The organism is Streptomyces sp. NPDC006365 (assembly GCF_042870755.1).
In the GTDB taxonomy this organism is placed as follows: Bacteria; Actinomycetota; Actinomycetes; order Streptomycetales; family Streptomycetaceae; genus Streptomyces; species Streptomyces xiangluensis.
Genome location: NZ_JBIAHS010000026.1, coordinates 53,114 through 70,415, shown reverse-complemented (window position 1 = coordinate 70,415; position 17,302 = coordinate 53,114). Strand labels below are relative to the sequence as shown.

Genomic DNA, 17,302 nt, shown 5'->3' with positions numbered 1-17,302 from the left:
GGGCGGCCCCGGTGTTGAGGGCTCGGCGTCAGAGGCTCGGCGTCAGAGGGACACTGCCATGCGGTGGTCGGAGACACGGCCGTGCTCGGGGCAGGGCTCGCTGGACGCCTGCGGGCAGAGCATGAAGTGTTCGGTCACCGTGGCCCGGTACGCCCGGTACCGTCCGGGGGGCCGGAAGACCTCGGGGCCCCGGCTGAACGGTGCCTTGTCCAGGTAGATCTCCAGGCCCCGGTCCAGTTCGTCCCCGGTCAGCTCGCACGCCGTGGCGGACATGTACACCGCTTCGTCCGAGCCCGGCACCTGCTGCGAGTTGAACACCACGATGCCGACCTGGGGCCGTGCCGCGATGTTGCGGACCTGGGTCGCCTCGGGGGACGAGATCCAGTAGAACGTCGCGTATCCGTCGGCCACGTAGTAGACCGGGGACGCCCAGGGTTCGCCGTCGGCGTTCGCGGTTCCCAGGGTCATGAAACAGTTTCTGTCGATGAGGGCCCGGCCCTCGGCTATCAGTTTCTCCATGTCCATGACGTAGACCGTACAGCTGAGACGCCGTCAATGCCGATTGGTTCCGCGGAGGTTTCCTTTCCGGGGAGGTTCTTTCCCGGGGATCCGGACATGCCCCGGTATTCGCCGGTCGTTCTCCGGGCCGACGGGCCGGAGTTTTCCCCGTTCACTGACACGCAAGAGCAGAGCCCATGCCTGAGCCCCCGCCGCCTGACCGAATGTCAGGCGGCGGGGATTCGGGCGCAGGCTCTCAAAGAGTGGTGCCGGCGAATGCGGTCACCGGTGTCGTGTCCTTGCTGACCAGGAATTCCGGGCGCGGCGACGAACGTGGGGCGTTACTCACCGCGTTGTAGGTGATCAGCAGCATCGCCCGGCGGTCCGGGGAACGGTTCGACGACGAGGCGTGCACGATGCTGGGGTGGAAGGCGAAGACCGAGCCGGCCGGGCCGACGATCAGCTCCTTGCCGTACTCCTCCCGCAGCCGCTCCGCGACGTCATCGGGGACCGTGTACTCGAGGTCCGCCGCGACGTGCTGGCGCCAGTCGCCCGAACGCCCCGCGCGGCCGGCCGTCTCGACCAGCCCCAGCTCGTGGGTTCCCGGCAGGACCTGCAGCGGGCCGTTGCCCTCGTGGGTGTCGTCGAGGAGGACGGCGATGTTGACCGCACGGTCGTCGGCCATGCCGTCCTCGTTCCGCCAGAACGTGTAGTCCTGGTGCCACGGCCAGGCCGCGCCCTCGAAGGGCTGCTTCAGGTTGACCTTGAACTGGTAGACGTAGACCGGCTCGCCGATGATCGACTCGGCCAGGCCGAGGAGCAGCGGATGCCGCACCAGCCGCGCGCTCGTCTCGTCGAAGAGATGGCAGCCGTGGACCGCCCGTACGACCTCGGTGTCCTTCTCGAACACCACCTCGGGCCGGGTCTGACGGCTGATCCGGTCGATGCTGTCGCGGATTCTGCCTACTTCATCGGCGCTGAGCGACTCGATATGGCGATGATATCCGGAAGTCCCGTATTCGACCTGAGCGATCTCAATGTCCTGCGTGGCCAGTGCCATGGCTGGCGACACCTCCGAAAGATTGTCTTCTGTCCCGGTTGTTCGACGGCCGGTCGTCGCAAGCGCGCCGGAAAGGGCCGGTCCATGTGCCCTCATCGACATCCGGCACCGAAATTCCCCGAACTTCGGGGCGAAATCCCATAGTCGTCGGCATGCCACCCGGGGTCATCTCTCTGATTGCGGAGCCGCGCACGCTCAGCCGACGGATTTCCCGGTGGTCGGCGACGCCCACCACGCGCGGTGGTCGGCGTACCAGCGCACGGTCTGTTCGAGGCCCGTGTCGAAGTCGTGCCGGGGCACGAACCCCAGCAGGCCGGCGATCTTCGAGCAGTCCACCGAGTAGCGCCGGTCGTGGCCGGGGCGGTCCGCGGCCCGGTGGATGCGGCCCCGGCCGCAGAGCGCGATCAGCCGCTCGGCGATCTCCCGGTTGGGCAGCTCGGTGCCGCCGCCGATGTTGTAGATCTCGCCGGCCGCGCCCTTGGTGCGCACCAGGTCGAGCGCCCGGGCGTGGTCGGCCACGTGCAGCCAGTCCCGCACGTTCAGCCCATCGCCGTACAGCGGTACGTCCCCGCCGTCGAGCAGGTTCGTGATGCACCGTGCGATGAACTTCTCCGGGTGCTGGTAGGGGCCGTAGTTGTTGGCGCACCGGGTGACCCGCACGTCCACGCCGTGGGTGCGGTGGTAGGCGAGTGCGAGCAGGTCGCTCGCCGCCTTGGTCGCCGAGTACGGCGAGCTCGGGTCGAGGAGGTCCCGCTCGCTGCTGCTGCCGGTGGGCACCGAGCCGTACACCTCGTCGGTCGAGACGTGCACGAACACGGCGGCGTCGCCGTGGCGGCGGGCGGTGGCCTCCAGGAGGGTCTGGGTGCCGAGCACGTTGGTCCGGGCGAAGGCAGTGCCGTCGGCGATCGCCCGGTCCACGTGCGACTCCGCCGCGAAGTGCACGATCTGCTCGTGTTCGGCCACCAGGGTGTCGACCAGAGGGGCGTCGCAGATGTCGCCCTGCACGAAGCGGAACGAGGGGGGTTGCGCGACGGGGGCGAGGTTGTCGAGGCGGCCCGCGTAGGTCAGCTTGTCGAGCACGGTGACCGTCGCGGGCGGGCTGTCGTCCGTGAGCAGCGCGCGGACGTACTGCGAGCCAATGAAGCCTGCCCCGCCGGTGACCAGAATCCGATCCATGTCCTGATCGTCGCCGCCGGTCGCCGCGCGGGCATCTCTCAGCGTGCCACGGCCCGCAATCGGCGAGTGGCCCCGTCGCGCGTGGCTCGGTGACCCTGGTGCGGTGACTGACGAGACCACGCCCACCCGGCTGGTGGGCGGTGCCCTGGCCTTCGCCGTGCCGTCGTTCCCCGACGAGCGCGGTGTCTTCCGTACGCCGTTCCGGTCGTCGGCGTTCACGCCCGCGGCCGGACATCCGCTCTTCCCGGTGGCCCAGGTCAACTTCAGCGTCTCGCGCCGCGGTGCGGTGCGGGGCCTGCACTACACCGCGACCCCGCCGGGCACCGCCAAGTACGTCTACTGTGCGCACGGCCGCGCCCTGGACTTCGTGGTCGACCTGCGGGTCGGCTCGCCGACGTTCGGGAGTTACGACGTCGTGGAGCTCGGCCGGGAGGACAGCCCGGCGCTGTACTTCCCGCTCGGGGTGGGCCACCTGTTCGTCGCCCTGGAGGACCACACGGTGATGAACTACCTGCTGTCGCTGGAGTACCGGCCGGAGAACGAGCTGGCGCTCGATCCCTTCGACCCGCGGCTCGCGCTGCCGATCCCCGGCGACATCGAGCCCGTTCTGTCGCCGCGCGACCAGGCGGCGCCCAGTGTCGACGAGGCGCTGGACGCCGGTTTGCTCCCGGACTACGCGGTGTGCCGCCGCTTGGAGGAGCGGTACAGCGCCTGCCAGTAGTAGCTCCACACCGGTGTGGCGGCCTCGGCGGCGCACTCCCAGCGGTCGCCCGGCGCGTAGACGGACACGAACCGGCGGGACTGCTCGTGCACGGCCTCGCTGTCGAAGATGTCGATGACCTCGGTCAGCAGTCCGTTGCTCAGCGCGGTGGCCACCTCGTCGGCGCCCCGCGCGTGGTTGTCCAGCTCCTTGTCGAGGAACTTGCCGACCGGCCCGTTGACGTAGAACGCCCGGCACCGCTCGTCGACGAGCCGGAGGTAGCCGCGTACCGCGTCCGGCGGCATGCAGGCGAACGAGTCGATGTTGATGGCCAGGTCGACGTCGTACGGGAAGGTGTCCGCGGCGTCCGTGGCCGAGTGGAACGACACCTTGGCGAACTGTTCGGGGTCGAGCACCGTGCGCAGGTAGGCGCGGGCCAGCGGCAGCGACTCCTCCTGCTCGACGATGTGGTACTCCGCGACGTCGTGGGCGGTCATCAGCGCATGGCCCGTACGGCCGTACCCGGCGCCGATCTCGACGATCCGCGCGCCGTCCAGCCGGACCCGCTCGGCGAGGTAGCCGACCTCCTGCACCGCCCGCAGGTAGTCCATGTCGATCTCTTCGCCGCCGTGCCGGACGGTGATCGGGCCGCCGACGTCACGGTGGCTGATGCGGCGCAGCTGCTCCCGTTCCAGCGGGCTCAGCCGGCCGGCGGCGCTGTACAGCAGCGTCTTCAGGTAGCGCACCCCGTTGGTCCGCGGATCCCACAGCGTCAGCCTGAAGTTGGCGTCATCGGCCCGGAATCCCTGCAGTGCCTCGGTGTCCTGCTCGACGATCATCGTCGAAGCCTCCTCGATGAGGGTGATGGGCCTGGGCGGCCCGGCGGAGTGGAGTATCACGCCATTCCCCGGCGGGTCACGCCTTTGAGAATGCGCACCGCCGGGCCACCTCGCGGGGCATGTGCAGACCGCATTCCAGGAGACCCGGCCGCGGGACGCCCGCCACATACTCGGAGCCTGCGTCTCCGCCAGATCCGACTCGACGAACGGAGCGGAAGGTGAAGGGAATCGTTCTCGCCGGCGGCAGCGGCACACGGCTCTACCCGCTCACGCTGGCGACGTCCAAGCAACTGCTGGCCGTCCACGACAAACCGATGCTGTACTACCCGGTCTCGGTGCTGATGCTGGCCGGTGTCCGGGACATCCTGATCATCTCGAACCCCGATGTGGTCCCGCACATCCAGGACCTGCTCGGTGACGGGTCCCGGCTCGGCCTGAACATCAGCTACGCCGAGCAGAAGGAGCCGCGCGGCATCGCCGAGGCGTTCCTGATCGGCGCCGACCACATCGGGCACGACCGGTCCGCGCTGGTCCTCGGCGACAACCTCTTCCACGGCGCCGGTTTCTACAACGTGCTGCAGCGGGAGACCCGTGCGGTCGACGGCTGCACGCTGTTCGGCTACTCCGTCGCGGATCCCGGGCGGTACGGCATCGCCGAGACCGACGACACCGGCCGACTGCTGTCGATCTGCGAGAAACCCCGCAGCCCGCGCTCCGACCAGGCCATCACCGGCCTCTACCTCTACGACAACGACGTCGTCGGCATCGCCGCCGGGCTGCGGCCCTCGGAGCGCGGCGAGCTGGAGATCACCGACGTCAACCAGGAGTACCTGCGGCAGGGCCGGGCCAAACTCGTACCGCTCAGCCGCGGCTACACCTGGATGGACTGCGGGACGCACGACACCCTGACCGCCGCGAGCCAGTACGTGCAGGTGATCCAGGAACGGCAGGGGGTGCGGGTGGCCTGCCTGGAGGAGATCGCGCTGCGCATGGGCTACATCGACGCCGAGGCCTGCTACGAACTCGGCGCCCGCATGTGGCAGTCGGACTACGGCCGCTACCTCACCGAGATCGCCCACAACTTCGCCGCCCACACCGTCGCTTAGGAGGCCACCATGGGAAGACTGCTCAGGACGGCGACCCGGCGCGTCGTGCCCGCGCACCTCCGGTTCGTCCGGCCGATATCACCGGGGGCCGCCGCCGAACCCGTGGCGCGTGTCTACCGTCAGGTCGAGGCCGACTTCGGGATGCTCGCCCCGCCGCTCGCCCTGCACGCCGCGGCACCCGACGTGCTCGCGGCGTGCTGGAGCATCCTGCGGGAGACGCTGCTCGTACCGGGCCTGGCCGACCGCGCCGACAAGGAGGCGGTGGCCGCGGCCGTGTCGCTGGCCAACCGCTGCCCGTACTGCGTGGACGTGCACGGTGCCGCCCTGACCGGACTGCTCGCCGGACCGGACGCTGCCCGCATCGCGGCCGGCGGGACCGACGAAATCTCCGACCCCCGGCTGCGCGCCCTGGTCCGCTGGGCGCGGACCGGCCGGGGGCCGGAGCCGTTCCCGGCCGAACAGCGGCCCGAACTCGCCGGGGTCGCGCTGACCTTCCACTACATCAACCGCATGGTCAACGTGTTCCTCCGGGACTCGCCGCTGCCGTCCGTGCCGCAGCCCGCAGAACGGGTCCTGCGGCGCACCGCGGCCTCGGTCATGGGGCGGCTCGGCCGGGTCCAGGTCGCCCCGGGCGAGTCGCTCGGCCTGCTGCCCCCGGCGGCGCCGCCCGCGGACACCGGCTGGGCCGCACCCGTACCGCACATCGCCGAGGCCGTGCACCGCGGTGCCGCCGCCATCGCCGCCGCCGGTGAGCGGAGTGTCCCGGCCGGGGTGCGTGCACTGGTCGAAGCCCGGCTCGACGACCCGGACTCCGGTACTCCCCCGGTGGACTTCCCCGGGTGGCTGGAGGAGGCGGTCAAACCGCTGCCCGCGCAGGACCGGCCGGCCGCGCGCCTGGCGCTGACGACCGCCGTCGCGTCCTACCGCGTCACCCCCGAGCTTGTCGGGGAATGCCGCGCGGACGACGCGCAGCTGATCGAACTGACCTCCTGGGCGGCGTTCTCCGCAGCCCGCCGGACGGTCGGCCGGCTCGTACCGCAGGAAGGCACGCGGAAAGATGTGGGGCCGTCCGCCTGACTGCGACGCTCCACCGCATGGGCGGATCCAGCGAGGTTCCGTAGTCCTCGACGCCCTGCGCCCCACGCCGCCGCCAACGGGCCGAGCGGCCACGAGGAAGGGTGGACCACCGATGGGCAAGAAGCCACGCCGGGCGCTGGTGCTCGGCGGCAGCTACGCCGGCCTGTTCGCCGCGCGCGTCCTGACCGAGCAGTACGACGAGGTCCTGATCGTCGACCGTGACCGGCTGGTCGGCGAGCGGGGACCGCGCCGGGGCCGCCCGCAGGGCCGGCACATCAACGCCATGCACGTCCGCGGCCTCCAGGTCACCGAGGAGCTGTTCCCCGGCTTCATCGACGAACTCGTCGCCGACGGCTGCCCGACCGGCGACTACGCCGGCTCGTGCCGCTGGTACTTCAACGGGCAGCCGCTGGTCCGTGAGGACATCGGCTACATCGCGGTACCGGCCACGGCCCCGCTGATGGAACGTCACCTGCGGGAGCGCGTGGAGCGGCTGCCCCGGGTGCGGTTCGTCGAACGCCACGACATCGTCGGCCTCGAAGCCACGCCGGACCACTCCCGGATCACCGGGGCCCGGCTGTCCGACCTGGACGACGACCGGCGCGAGGTGGTCATCGAGGCCGACCTGGTCGTCGACGCCACAGGCCGCGGCTCGCGGACCCCGGCGATCCTGAAGCGGTTCGGCTACGGGACGGTCCCCGAGGAACGCATCAAGATCAACCTCGGGTACGTCACGCAGCACTACGAGCTGGACGACGACCCGTGGCGCGGCGACCTGGCCATCATCCCGGTCGCGTACCCGGGTTCCCCGCGTGGCGCGATCTTCACGCAGACCGACCACGGCCGGGTCGAGCTGACCACGTACGGCCTGCTCGGCGACCACCCTCCGACCGACCAGGAGGGCTTCTACGAGTTCGTCCGGTCGCTGGCGATCCCGGACATCGCCGACGCCCTGGAGACGGCCCGCCCGGTCGACCAGCCGGTGCCCTTCCACTACCCGGTCACGCTGCGCCGCCGGTACGAGCGGATGTCCCGGCTGCCGGCCGGCCTGGTCGTCACCGGGGACGCGGTCACCAGCTTCAACCCGGTGTACGCGCAGGGCATGACCGTGGCCGCGATCTCCGCGCTGACACTGCGCCAGCACCTGCGCCCGGCCGGTGAGCCCGACCCGGCGGCGTACTTCCGCGACCTGGCCCGCGACTGCATCGACGCGCCCTGGGAGATGACCACGACGGTCGACCTGAACTTCCCGGACGTGCCCGGCCACCGATCCCTGAAGATGCGCATGGTCCAGCGCTACCTGCGGCTCGTCCAGGTGGCGGCGACCCGGGACCCGAAGGTCACCACGGCGTACCTGCGGGCCGCCGGCATGGTCGACACCCCGCAGTCGCTGATGCGCCCGGCCGTGCTGTGGCGCGTCCTGCGCGGCGCCTTCACCCGGTCCTCCGCCGCCGCCCGGCCGCGGCAGCCGGCTCTCGCCCGGACGCGCTGAGAGCCCGCGTACGGGCCCCCCGCCCGGGGTTCGTACGCAGGCGCTGAGCTCAGCCGGTCCGCCACAAAGGGCCCGTCGTGCAACCTCCCCTGCACGACGGGCCCTTTCCCTCAGCTGCCCCTCAGCTCTCCCCAGCCCCTCTCTGGTGCTGTGACCGCATTGGTTCGCCGGGTTGACCGGGCGCCGGTCGCCATGCACCGGACCGGGTGGGGGCCGACTGTCAGTCGGCGAGCCCGGCGTTGATGTACAGGAGGTCATTGCCGGTCCCCGTCGGGTTCAGGGAGTACACCACGCGGTGCCGGAGGTCGCGGATGGCGAAGAACCCGTTGTCCCAGCCGGGGCGGGAACCGGTCTTGCCCCACGCGTACTCGCCACTCGGGAGCTGGTGGCGCAGGAGTCCGCCGATGCTGTAGCAGGCCGCCTGGCCGACGCAGTTCGAGTTGCCGGCGGCGCTCTTCGCGTTCGGCACCTCGAACGCCAGCTTCTGCTGGGCGGGTGGGAGCAGGCTGCCCCGGAACAGCGCGATCATGAAGCGGTCCGGGTCGGCGGCGGTGGAGATCATGCCTCCCCCGGCCCACGGGTACGGGCTCTGCTCGGTCACGTCCTGCCCATCGAGGTGCACCACCGCGTGGGGCGAGGGGATCGTCGGGTCGTCGGCGTCGGGCAGGCTGGTGTGGTGCAGGTGTCGCGGCCGGATGATTCTGCGTTCCAGTTCGGTGGTGAAGGAGTGACGGGTGGCCTTCTCCACGATCAGGCCGAGGACGAAGGAGTTGAGCCCGTTGTACTGCTGCTCGGAGCCGGGGGTGGGGGGGGTGCCGGTGGCTGCGGCGAACATGTCGCGCAAGAAGTCTTCGGGCGTCACGGATTTGAGCTGCCATCCGGGTCCGTCGGCCGGGCCGGGGGTGGGGGCGGTCTGGGCAGGCCGCTCGTGTGGTCGAGGAGCTGGTGCACGGTGACACGGTGGTACGCCTTGGGCAGCACTTGGGGGATGTACCTTCGCGCCGGTGTGTCCAGGCCGATCCGGTGCTCGGCGACGAGCTGGAGAACCACCGTGTTGGTGAACGCCTTGGTGACACTGCCGATCCGGGCATGGGCGTCAGCGGTGACCGGGCCGGCGGTGGCGGTGGCGCCGTCCCGTCTGCCAGCGCGCCCGCAACGACGTCGTCGGGCAGGCGGTCGAGGATGTCCTGTGCTGACGGGACTTGTTGACAACGCCAACTCTGCTGCGTGCAGTCGCCGTCGCCCATGAGTGATCACCCTGATCACAACCCTGAACTGCCCCTGACAGATGCGATGCCAGCGGGTGAAGGGCCGGCCGAAGCCGGCAGCATCATCGCGCGCCGACAGCGCACCGAACTGGTCCTGCCTCGGCGCACGATCTGCTGCAGCTCATGCCCTTCCTGGTCGGTCGACCTGCGCACGCGGACAAACTCAGCCACCACCCCCTCAGCAGTCGGAGCGGAAGTCACCGTGCGTCCAACCGCCCGGAAGACCGCCCCGGCGAACCTTCCCGGTCAGAGCACCAGCTCTCCCAGGCTCTCCCTCAGTCGGCGACCGTCGACCTTGCCGGTCGCGGTGCGCGGCAGCGCGTCCGGCACGATCCGGAACCTGATCGGCAGCCGCACGTCACCGAACCGCTGCCGCACGGACGCCCGCCACTGGCGCTGCGGCGGCTCCTCCTCCCGCGACACCACGTACGCCATGAGCGAGGTGACGAGGCCGTCGTCGTTGCGGGCGGCCAGCACGGCGCACTCGGCGACCGAGGAGTGCCCGTCGAGGACGGCCTCGACCTCGGCGAGTTCGATGCGGTGGCCCTGGATCTTCACCTGCGCGTCATGCCGGCCGCGGAACTCCAGGAGTCCGTCCGGCCGTCTCCGGCCCCGGTCGCCGGTGCGGTACCAGGGGCCGGGGCCGCGCCCGGGGACGGGACGGAACGCGGGACCTTCGCGGCCGCCCCGCAGATAGCCCGGGGTGACGTACGGGCTGCGCACCACCATCTCGCCCTCGTCCGCCTCGCGGTCCGCGTCGTCGAGGAGCAGCACCTCCCGGCCAGGAATGGCCCGGCCGACGGGGACCGGGCCGGCCGCGCCGCGCGGGATGCGGTGCCAGGTCGCGGCGACCGTCTCGGTGGGGCCGTAGAGGTTGTACAGCTCGATGTCCGGGGACCCGGCGTGCAGCGCCCCGACGAGGTCCGGCGGGATCGCCTCGCCCATCAGGACCAGTCGCCGCACCGGCAGCGGCCGCCCGTCGCTCGCGCGGGCCAGTTCCCGCGCGAAGCTCGGGACGGTCTGGAGCACGTCGACCCGCGTCTCGGCGAGCCAGTCGAGCAGCCGGGCCGGGTGGGCGCGGATCTTCGGCGGTACGGGGCACAGCGTCGCCCCCGAAAGGAGGGCGGCGAACGTCTCGCAGATCGCCGGGTCGTGCTCGGGGTGCACCCACTGGGCGACCCGGACGCCGGGGGCGAGGCCGAAGGCATCGGCGAACCAGCGGCCGAACTGGGCCAGCGCGGCGTGCGTCTGCGGCACCCCTTTGGGGCGGCCGGTGGAGCCGGACGTGTGCGCGATGTAGGCCCAGTCGTCGGGCCGGACCTCCTGATCGGGCACGGCCGCCGCGGGCAGTTCCGTCACGTCCAGGGGTGCGGTCCCGGTGTGCCCGGCGTACCAGGCGACGAGGTCGTCCGGGGGACCCGCGGTCAGCACCGCGGCCGGGCGGACGTCGTCCAGGATCATCCGGGCGCGCTCACCGGCGGCCCCGGTGTCGAACCAGACGACGTGCGCCCCGGCGCGCAGCACGCCGAGCAGCGCCGCGTAGCGGTCCGGTCCGGGCGGCACCCGTACCGCGACCGGGCGGCCGGCGAGACCGGCGAGCGCGGCGGCGATGCGGGCGGACCGGTCGTGCAGGTCGTCCGGGGTGAACTCCTCGGAGTCCCAGCGCAGGGCAGCGCCTTCGGACCCGCGCTGCCGGACAAGGTGGTGTACGGCATCGGTTGTCATGCCGTGAGCGTGGCGCCACGGCGGGCCGCGGGTCTCCTCCCCGCGTGCCCACGGGGCGAAGAGAGCACGATACGAGGAGGGGTTGCGCTGTTTCTGCCTTTTCTGCCCGCAGGCTCTCAGAGCCGGTGTCCGCGCCCCGGCACCCCGCGGGCTCTCAGCGTTCCGGTGCCCACAGGTCGGGGGCGGTCCAGCCGTCCAGGTCGTACTCGGACAGGCACTGTTCGGCGAACGCCTTGTAGCCGTCGAGAAGGCCGGTCGCGGTCTGTGCGCGCAGCAGTTCGACCCGGGTGTTCTCGTGGTTGCCGGCGTAGTTGCGCTCGTAGAGCTCGTGCCGGCCGCCGAACTCGGTGCCGGTCGCGTCCCAGAGCAGCTTCATCACCTTGACCCGCTGTTCGGCGTCCGAGCCGTCCGAGCCGCGCAGATACCGGTCGAGGTAGGGCCGTATCTCCGGGCTGCGGAAGTCGTCGGCGCTGGAGTTCACGTAGATGAGCCCGCTCGCCACGTCCTGCTGGATGATCTCCTTGACCCGTGGATAGCCGACCTGCATGAACCAGCGGTACGCCATGCCGTACTGCGGGTTGGGCAGCAGTGCGCCGTTCTTCCACTCCACCGGATTGCGGGCGGCCGCGTCGGAGAGCCCCCAGAACAGGTTGCGCCAGGCGAGCACCTCGCCGAGGCGGCTCTGCACGCCGCGGAAGTCCTTGGTGCCGGTGAGTTCCAGGGCCTTGGCGAGGAGGCCGGCGAGGAATTCGAGCTTGACGGCGAGCCGGGTGCAGCCGTGGAAGGTGAAGCGCTCGGAGAATCCGGACAGGCCGGCGAACATCTGGACCTTGCCGAGGTCGCCGTAGACGAACACGTTCTCCCAGGGCACCAGCACCTGGTCGAGGACCAGGATGGTGTCGTTCTCGTCGAGCCGCGACGACAGCGGGTAGTCGAAGGGGGTGCCGACGGCGGCGGCGTTCGCCCCGTACGACGGGCGGCAGATCAGCTTCACCCCGGCCGCGCCCATCGGCACGGTGGCGATCAGGGCGAACTCTTTCTTGCGGACCGGCAGCCCGAAGTGGGCGATGAAGTTGTAGTGGCTCAGTGCCGAGCCGGTGGCGACCACCTTGGCGCCGCTGACGATGAGACCGGCGTCCGTCTCGCGTTCGACCCGGATGTAGACGTCGGTGACCTGGTCGGGGGCGCGGTTGCGGTCCACGGGCGGGTGCACGATGGCGTGGTTCCAGAAGAGCACCTTCTCCTGCGACTCCTGGTACCAGCGCTCGGCGTTGTCGCTGTACGGCGCGTAGAAGCCGGAGTTGGCGCCGAGGGTGCCGAGGAACGACGCCTTGTAGTCGGGGCTGCGGCCCATCCAGCCGTAGCTCATCCGGGCCCAGGCCGCGATGGCCCGCTGGTCGGCGACCATGTCGTCGACGGTGCGCGGGGTGCGGAAGAAGGGGTGGGTGAAGCCGCCCGAGCCGGTGTCGGTGGGGGCGGTCAGCACGTCGCGCTGCGCCGGATCGTGCAGCGCGTCGTAGAGCCGGGCGGTCATCCGCACCGGGTTGCGGAACGCGGGGTGTGTGGTGACGTCCTTGACCCGCTCGCCGTTGAGGAACACCTCACGGTCGTCGCGGAGGCTCTCGACGTATTCGTCCCCGGTCAGCGGCCGGGTCACTGTGCTGCCCCGGCACGTCGGCGTGCGACGGGCCCGGGCGCGACGGCCCGGGCCCGTTCGATCGGCTCGGATGGGGCGGGAAGGGGGCGAGGGAGGGAGGGCGGCGTGGTGCCCGACTCGGTCATGCGCGGGATGACGGTCATGCCGTCAGCGTCACACCGGTTCCGGGGCCCCGGCATCTCCTCCGGTGCTCAGCGGTGAAAGCGCGGAGCACCTCCATGAACTCCCTGATCTACGGCGGCAGTTCGGGCGCGGAGCTTCAGGGCCTGTCGTCAAATGTTGATCTTGCGTGGTGGATCATGGTCGGGTGATACGTCGTCATGAACGGCGAGCTTGTTGCGGAACGTCACCTTGACGGGGCGGCCGGTGCGGCCCCGTATGGTCGGGCCGACCCAGTCGCCGCCGTACGTGAAGGCGTCGGTGACGACGCCCGGCGCCAGTTCGAGCTGCGCGGGGCGCACCTCGACCTCGTACTCGTCCCCGGCCTCCGTCTGCCGGACCGGCTTCGCGACCGGCGGCACCGGCATGCGCGCCTGGAACGCCGCGACGCGGAGCGGCTTCGACCTGCGCGACGCGGACGGGCTCGGGCCGTGCGCGTGCGGATGGGGCGCGGTGGGTGTGGTGGACGCGGCGGGGTTCGGCGGACGAGGCGAGTCCACGGAACAGCATCATGGAGCCCGAACCGATCCGCCCGCGACCAGAAACAGCCGTCTCTTCAACCTATTTCCCCCCTGATTCAGCAATGTCGACGGAACACTACGACGGCGGGGCGGGCCTCACCCTCTTCCAGATGGCTGACCTTGGCCGGGTGTGCGGGCCCGGGTTTCGTCGCGTGGACGGAGGGTTCAGGTGCAGGCGCTCAGCGTGACCGGCACGCCGTTGAAGACCGCGTTGCCGGACGGCACGTCCACCGCGCCGCCGGTCAGCTCGTTCACGTTGACCCCGGCCCGGTCCGCGGCCAGCCGCTGCCCGGTGTTCCGGTGCCCCCAGCCGTGCGGCAGGCTCACCACCCCCGGCATGATCGTGTCGGTCGGCTCCAGCTCCACCTCCAGCGCGCCCGAGGCCGAGGTGATCCGGGCCCGCTCGCCGAGCCCGAGCCGGGCCTGGTCGTCCGGGTGGATCTGCAGGGTGCAGCGGTTCGTGCCGCCGGTCAGCCGGGGCACGTTGTGCATCCAGCTGTTGTTGGAGCGCAGGTGGCGGCGCCCGATCAGCACCATCGGCGCCGGGGGACGGCTCATCGCGGCGCGCAGACGGCCGGTGTCCTCGGCGAGCGGGCCGGGGGCCAGCTCGACCCACTCGGACGGGGTCTTGAGGATCTCGCCCAGCCGGGGTTCGAGCGGGCCGAGGTCGAGGCCGTTCGGGTGCCCGAGCAGCTTCTCCCGGGTCAGTCCGTACGGGCCCATCCGCAGCATGGCGTCAAGCAGCAGGTCGGGGCCGTCGTACCCCTCCAGTTCGGCGCGGGTCGTCACCGGGATCGCCTCGATGAGCTGGCTCAGCATCTGCTCGGGCAGGCCCGACGGGTCGGCCTCCGCGCCCAGTCCCATCGCGATCAGTGTGAGCCGCTCCATGATCTCGGCCTCGCTGCGCTGCCCCGGTTCGAGCGGCAGCACCGCCGGTGAGTAGCGGGCGTAGTTGCGCACCTGGATGGTGGAGATCAGGAAGTCGTAGTGCGGCATCTGCAGGGTGCGCGGCGGCGGCAGGATCACGTCGGCGTGCCGGGTGGTCTCGTTCAGGTAGGGGTCGACGGCCACCATGAAGTCGAGGCCGTCCAGGGCGCGGTCGAGGCGGTCGCCGTCCGGGGTGGAAAGGACCGGGTTGCCGGCGACGGTGACGAGGGCGCGCACCTGGCCGGGGCCGGGCTGCTCGATCTCGTCGACCATCGTGGCGGCCGGGAACTCGCCGAGCGTCTCGGGAAAGCCGCGCACCCGGCTGTGCCAGCGTCCGGCGGTGAACGGCTCGGGGCTCTTGTGCACCTCGGCGGTGGCCGGCTTGGCGTACATCGCGCCGCCGGCCCGGTCGAAGTTGCCGGTCAGGACGTTGAGGACGTCCACGAGCCACTGTGCGAGGGTGCCGAACTCGGCAGTGCAGGTGCCGATGCGGGCGTAGACGGCGGCGGTGGGCGCGGCGGCCAGCTCGCGGGCGAGCCGCCGGATCGTGCCCGCGTCGACACCGCAGTACGGGGCCACCTGCTCGGGGGTGAATGCGGCGGCGAGCTCACGCAGCCGGTCGAGCCCGGCCACCGGGACCCGGATCGTGTCCAGGTCCTCGGTGAGCAGGGTGTGCACCATGGCGAACAGCAGCGCGGGGTCGCTGCCGGGCCGTACGAACACATGCTCGTCGGCGAGTTCGGCGGTCCGGGTGCGCCGTGGGTCGACCACCACGATCCGCCCGCCACGTTCGCGGATCCGCCGCATCCGCCCGGCGAAGTCCGGTGCGGCGCACAGGGAGCCGTTGGACACCGCCGGGTTGGCGCCGATGATCAGGAGGTGGTCGGTGCGGTCGAGGTCGGGCACCGCGACCGCCCACGGGTCGCCGGTCATCAGCCCGGACGCCACGTGTTTGGGCATCTGGTCGACGGTGCTCGCCGAGAACACGTTGCGGGTGCCGAGCGCCATGGCCAGCGGTCCCCGGTAGAGGATGCCGGCCATGGTGTGGAACGTCGGGTTGCCGTAGTAGAGGGCCAGGGCGTCCCGTCCGTGCTCGGCGATGACGGCGTCCAGGCGACGGGCCACGTACGCGAACGCCTCGTCCCAGTCGGCCCGGCGCCAGGATTCGCCCTCGCGCACCATGGGGCTGGTGAGCCGGTCGGGGTCCTCGTCGAGGCGGCCCAGGCTGGCTCCCTTCGGGCACATGTAGCCCTTCGAGAACGGGTCGTCCTTGTCGCCGGTCACCGAGACGACGCGTTCGCCGTCGAGGGTCAGGCGCAGGCCGCAGACGGCCTCGCACAACGGGCAGGTACGGTACGCGGTCCTCATGTGTCGTCCCTTGGTCAGTGCAGGCTGATGCCGGCGGCGTCGAGGGCCTTGAGTACCGTGCCGCGCTCCAGTTCGGCGGCGACGAGTTCGAGGTCGTCGGCCATGTAGCGGTCGTCGTCGAGGGTGGGCACCAGCGAGCGGATGGTGTCGTAGGTGACCCGGGCGGCCGGGCTGAGCCCGTCGCGGCGGCCGGAGACGTCCACGGCCTGGGCCGCGGCGAGGAATTCGAGGGCCAGGATGGTGTTGTTGTTGCGCAGCACCCGGCGGCAGTTGCGGGTGGCGATCAGGCCCATGCTGACGACGTCCTGGTTGTCGCCGTTGGACGGGACGCTCTGGGTGCTGGCCGGGCTGATGGTGCGGTTCTCGGCGACGAGCGCGGTGGCCGGGTACTGGGCGCCGGCGAAGCCGCTGTTGAGGCCGGGCTCGCCCTTGACCAGGAACTCCGGCAGGCCGTAGCTGAGGTGCCGGTTGAGGAGGCGGTTGCTGCGCCGCTCGGAGAGCACGCCGAGCTGGGTGAGCGCGATGGTCAGGAAGTCCATCACGAAGGCGATGGGCTGGCCGTGGAAGTTGGCGCCGTGGAAGATCTCCTGGCCGGGGAAGAACAGCGGGTTGTCGTTGGCGGAGTTGAGCTCGATCTCCAGCTTGGTGCGGGTGTGCGACAGGGTGTCCCGCATGGCTCCGATGACCTGCGGGATGGCCCGCAGCGAGTACGCCTTCTGCAGATAGACCTCGGAGCGGTGGACGTTCCCGCCGTCGCCGTTCTCCTTGCTGGCGGCCACCTGCCTGCGCAGGTCGGCGTGTTCGACGGTGAGGCGGCTGCCGGCCATCAGGGTGCGCATGTTGGCGGCGCTGGCGATCTGTCCCGCGTGCGGGCGGGCGATGTCGTGGCCCTCCGGCTGGAACGGGCTCATCGAGCCCTGCAGGGTCTCGACGACCAGCGCGGCGACGACCTCGGCGTGCCGGGCCTGGGCCAGCGCGTGCTCGGCGAGGAGGGAACCCACGCCGGTCATCGCCGACGTGCCGTTGATCAGGGCGAGGCCCTCCTTGAAGCGCAGCTGCAGCGGCTCGATGCCGAGCGAGCGAAGCACCGGGCCGGTCGGTGTCTTCACCCCGCCGCGCAGCAGGTAGCCCTCGCCGATGAGGGTGCTGGCGATGTGCGAGAGGGGGGCGAGGTCGCCGCTGGCGCCGAGCGAGCCGATCTCCGGGATGGCCGGGGTGAGGCCCTCGTTGAGGTAGAGGGCGAGGCGTTCGAGGATCTCGGGGCGGACCGCGGAGTGGCCCTTGGCGAGGGCGTTGAGGCGGGCGGCGACGACGGCGCGGGACTCCGACTCGTTGAACAGCGGGCCGACGCCGGCGCTGTGGCTGCGTACGAGGTTGGTCTGGAGCTCGGTCTCCTTGGCGGTGTCGACCAGCATGTAGATCATCTCGCCGTAGCCGGTCGTCACCCCGTACACGGGGATGTTCTGCCGGACGGTCTCCTCGAACTGTTCGCGGCTGGCCGCGGCGCGGCTCAGGACCTGCGGGCCCAGGGCGACCGGTACGTGCTCCTCGGCAACCCGGCGGACCTGCGGCACGTCGAGCGTCTCGCCGTCGAACTCGACTCGGACATCGGTTCCCACCATGGTCATGTGAAACTCCCGGTCAGGTGTGGTGACAGGACGCCTGGTTGCGCGTCGATGCCACCACCGGCACACCGGGTGCCGCACCTTCTCCCGTGCCCTGGTGGTGA

The 17,302-nt window shown here is 71.1% G+C and carries 15 protein-coding genes and 1 pseudogene; 4 read left to right on the top strand and 12 right to left on the bottom strand.

Translation table 11 applies throughout. The features are described from left to right. Positions 1–42: 42 nt before the first annotated feature. The 3 genes from ACFYO0_RS41890 to rfbB form a co-directional block, all read right to left on the bottom strand. Positions 43–525 carry a pyridoxamine 5'-phosphate oxidase family protein gene (locus ACFYO0_RS41890; protein WP_388686869.1) on the bottom strand — a complete coding sequence of 161 codons (483 nt, stop codon included), beginning with the start codon at positions 523–525 and terminating at the stop codon, positions 43–45. 229 nt (positions 526–754) lie between these two features. Beyond that, positions 755–1,558: a phytanoyl-CoA dioxygenase family protein gene (locus ACFYO0_RS41885; protein WP_388686867.1), complete on the bottom strand. Its 804-nt coding sequence runs from the start codon at positions 1,556–1,558 to the stop codon at positions 755–757. 195 nt (positions 1,559–1,753) lie between these two features. Beyond that, complete coding sequence (gene rfbB / locus ACFYO0_RS41880; protein ID WP_388686865.1) at positions 1,754–2,734, bottom strand: dTDP-glucose 4,6-dehydratase; 981 nt, start codon at positions 2,732–2,734, stop codon at positions 1,754–1,756. Positions 2,735–2,837: 103 nt separating this feature from the next. Here rfbB and ACFYO0_RS41875 point away from each other — a divergent pair, with 103 nt between their 5' ends. Next, the gene (locus tag ACFYO0_RS41875) at positions 2,838–3,455 is read left to right on the top strand and encodes a dTDP-4-dehydrorhamnose 3,5-epimerase family protein (RefSeq protein ID WP_388686864.1); all 618 of its coding nucleotides are present in this window, start codon (positions 2,838–2,840) and stop codon (positions 3,453–3,455) included. Here the strand turns inward: ACFYO0_RS41875 and ACFYO0_RS41870 are convergent. Continuing rightward, positions 3,407–4,273: a putative sugar O-methyltransferase gene (locus ACFYO0_RS41870; protein ID WP_388686862.1), complete on the bottom strand. Its 867-nt coding sequence runs from the start codon at positions 4,271–4,273 to the stop codon at positions 3,407–3,409. The genes ACFYO0_RS41875 and ACFYO0_RS41870 overlap by 49 nt on opposite strands. Positions 4,274–4,491: 218 nt before the next feature. On the opposite strand from ACFYO0_RS41870, the gene rfbA reads away from it, so the two are divergent. The 3 genes from rfbA (at position 4,492) to ACFYO0_RS41855 (ending at position 7,948) form a co-directional block, all read left to right on the top strand. Beyond that, positions 4,492–5,379, top strand: a complete 888-nt coding sequence (rfbA, locus tag ACFYO0_RS41865) for a glucose-1-phosphate thymidylyltransferase RfbA (protein ID WP_388686860.1) — start codon at positions 4,492–4,494, stop codon at positions 5,377–5,379. 9 nt (positions 5,380–5,388) lie between these two features. Continuing rightward, on the top strand, positions 5,389–6,456 hold the full coding sequence (locus ACFYO0_RS41860; RefSeq protein ID WP_388686858.1) for a carboxymuconolactone decarboxylase family protein: 1,068 nt from the start codon (positions 5,389–5,391) through the stop codon (positions 6,454–6,456). Between the two features lie 112 nt (positions 6,457–6,568). Then, positions 6,569–7,948, top strand: coding sequence for an FAD-dependent oxidoreductase (locus ACFYO0_RS41855; RefSeq protein ID WP_388686857.1), 1,380 nt, complete (start codon positions 6,569–6,571; stop codon positions 7,946–7,948). A 220-nt stretch (positions 7,949–8,168) separates the two neighbouring features. Here the strand turns inward: ACFYO0_RS41855 and ACFYO0_RS41850 are convergent, their stop codons facing one another. The 8 genes and pseudogenes from ACFYO0_RS41850 to cmdF form a co-directional block, all read right to left on the bottom strand. Then, entirely contained in the window at positions 8,169–8,810 is a 642-nt protein-coding gene (locus ACFYO0_RS41850) for a serine hydrolase domain-containing protein (protein WP_388686856.1), read from the bottom strand. After that, on the bottom strand, positions 8,807–9,205 hold the full coding sequence (locus tag ACFYO0_RS41845; RefSeq protein ID WP_388686854.1) for a serine hydrolase domain-containing protein: 399 nt from the start codon (positions 9,203–9,205) through the stop codon (positions 8,807–8,809). The genes ACFYO0_RS41850 and ACFYO0_RS41845 overlap by 4 nt, the downstream gene beginning before the upstream one ends. A gap of 53 nt (positions 9,206–9,258) precedes the next feature. Beyond that, positions 9,259–9,387: pseudogene (locus ACFYO0_RS41840) on the bottom strand (IS630 family transposase); the annotation flags it as partial. A 75-nt stretch (positions 9,388–9,462) separates the two neighbouring features. Beyond that, positions 9,463–10,941, bottom strand: coding sequence for an AMP-binding protein (locus tag ACFYO0_RS41835; RefSeq protein ID WP_388686853.1), 1,479 nt, complete (start codon positions 10,939–10,941; stop codon positions 9,463–9,465). A 154-nt stretch (positions 10,942–11,095) separates the two neighbouring features. Beyond that, complete coding sequence (locus ACFYO0_RS41830) at positions 11,096–12,598, bottom strand: 4-hydroxyphenylacetate 3-hydroxylase family protein (RefSeq protein ID WP_388686852.1); 1,503 nt, start codon at positions 12,596–12,598, stop codon at positions 11,096–11,098. Positions 12,599–12,870: 272 nt separating this feature from the next. Beyond that, a complete protein-coding gene (locus ACFYO0_RS41825) occupies positions 12,871–13,257 on the bottom strand; it encodes a hypothetical protein (RefSeq protein WP_388686850.1) in 387 nt (128 codons plus the stop codon). Between the two features lie 186 nt (positions 13,258–13,443). After that, positions 13,444–15,573, bottom strand: coding sequence for a molybdopterin oxidoreductase family protein (locus ACFYO0_RS41820; protein ID WP_388686849.1), 2,130 nt, complete (start codon positions 15,571–15,573; stop codon positions 13,444–13,446). 14 nt (positions 15,574–15,587) lie between these two features. Further along, positions 15,588–17,201: a tyrosine 2,3-aminomutase gene (gene cmdF / locus ACFYO0_RS41815; protein WP_388686848.1), complete on the bottom strand. Its 1,614-nt coding sequence runs from the start codon at positions 17,199–17,201 to the stop codon at positions 15,588–15,590. Positions 17,202–17,302: the final 101 nt, after the last annotated feature.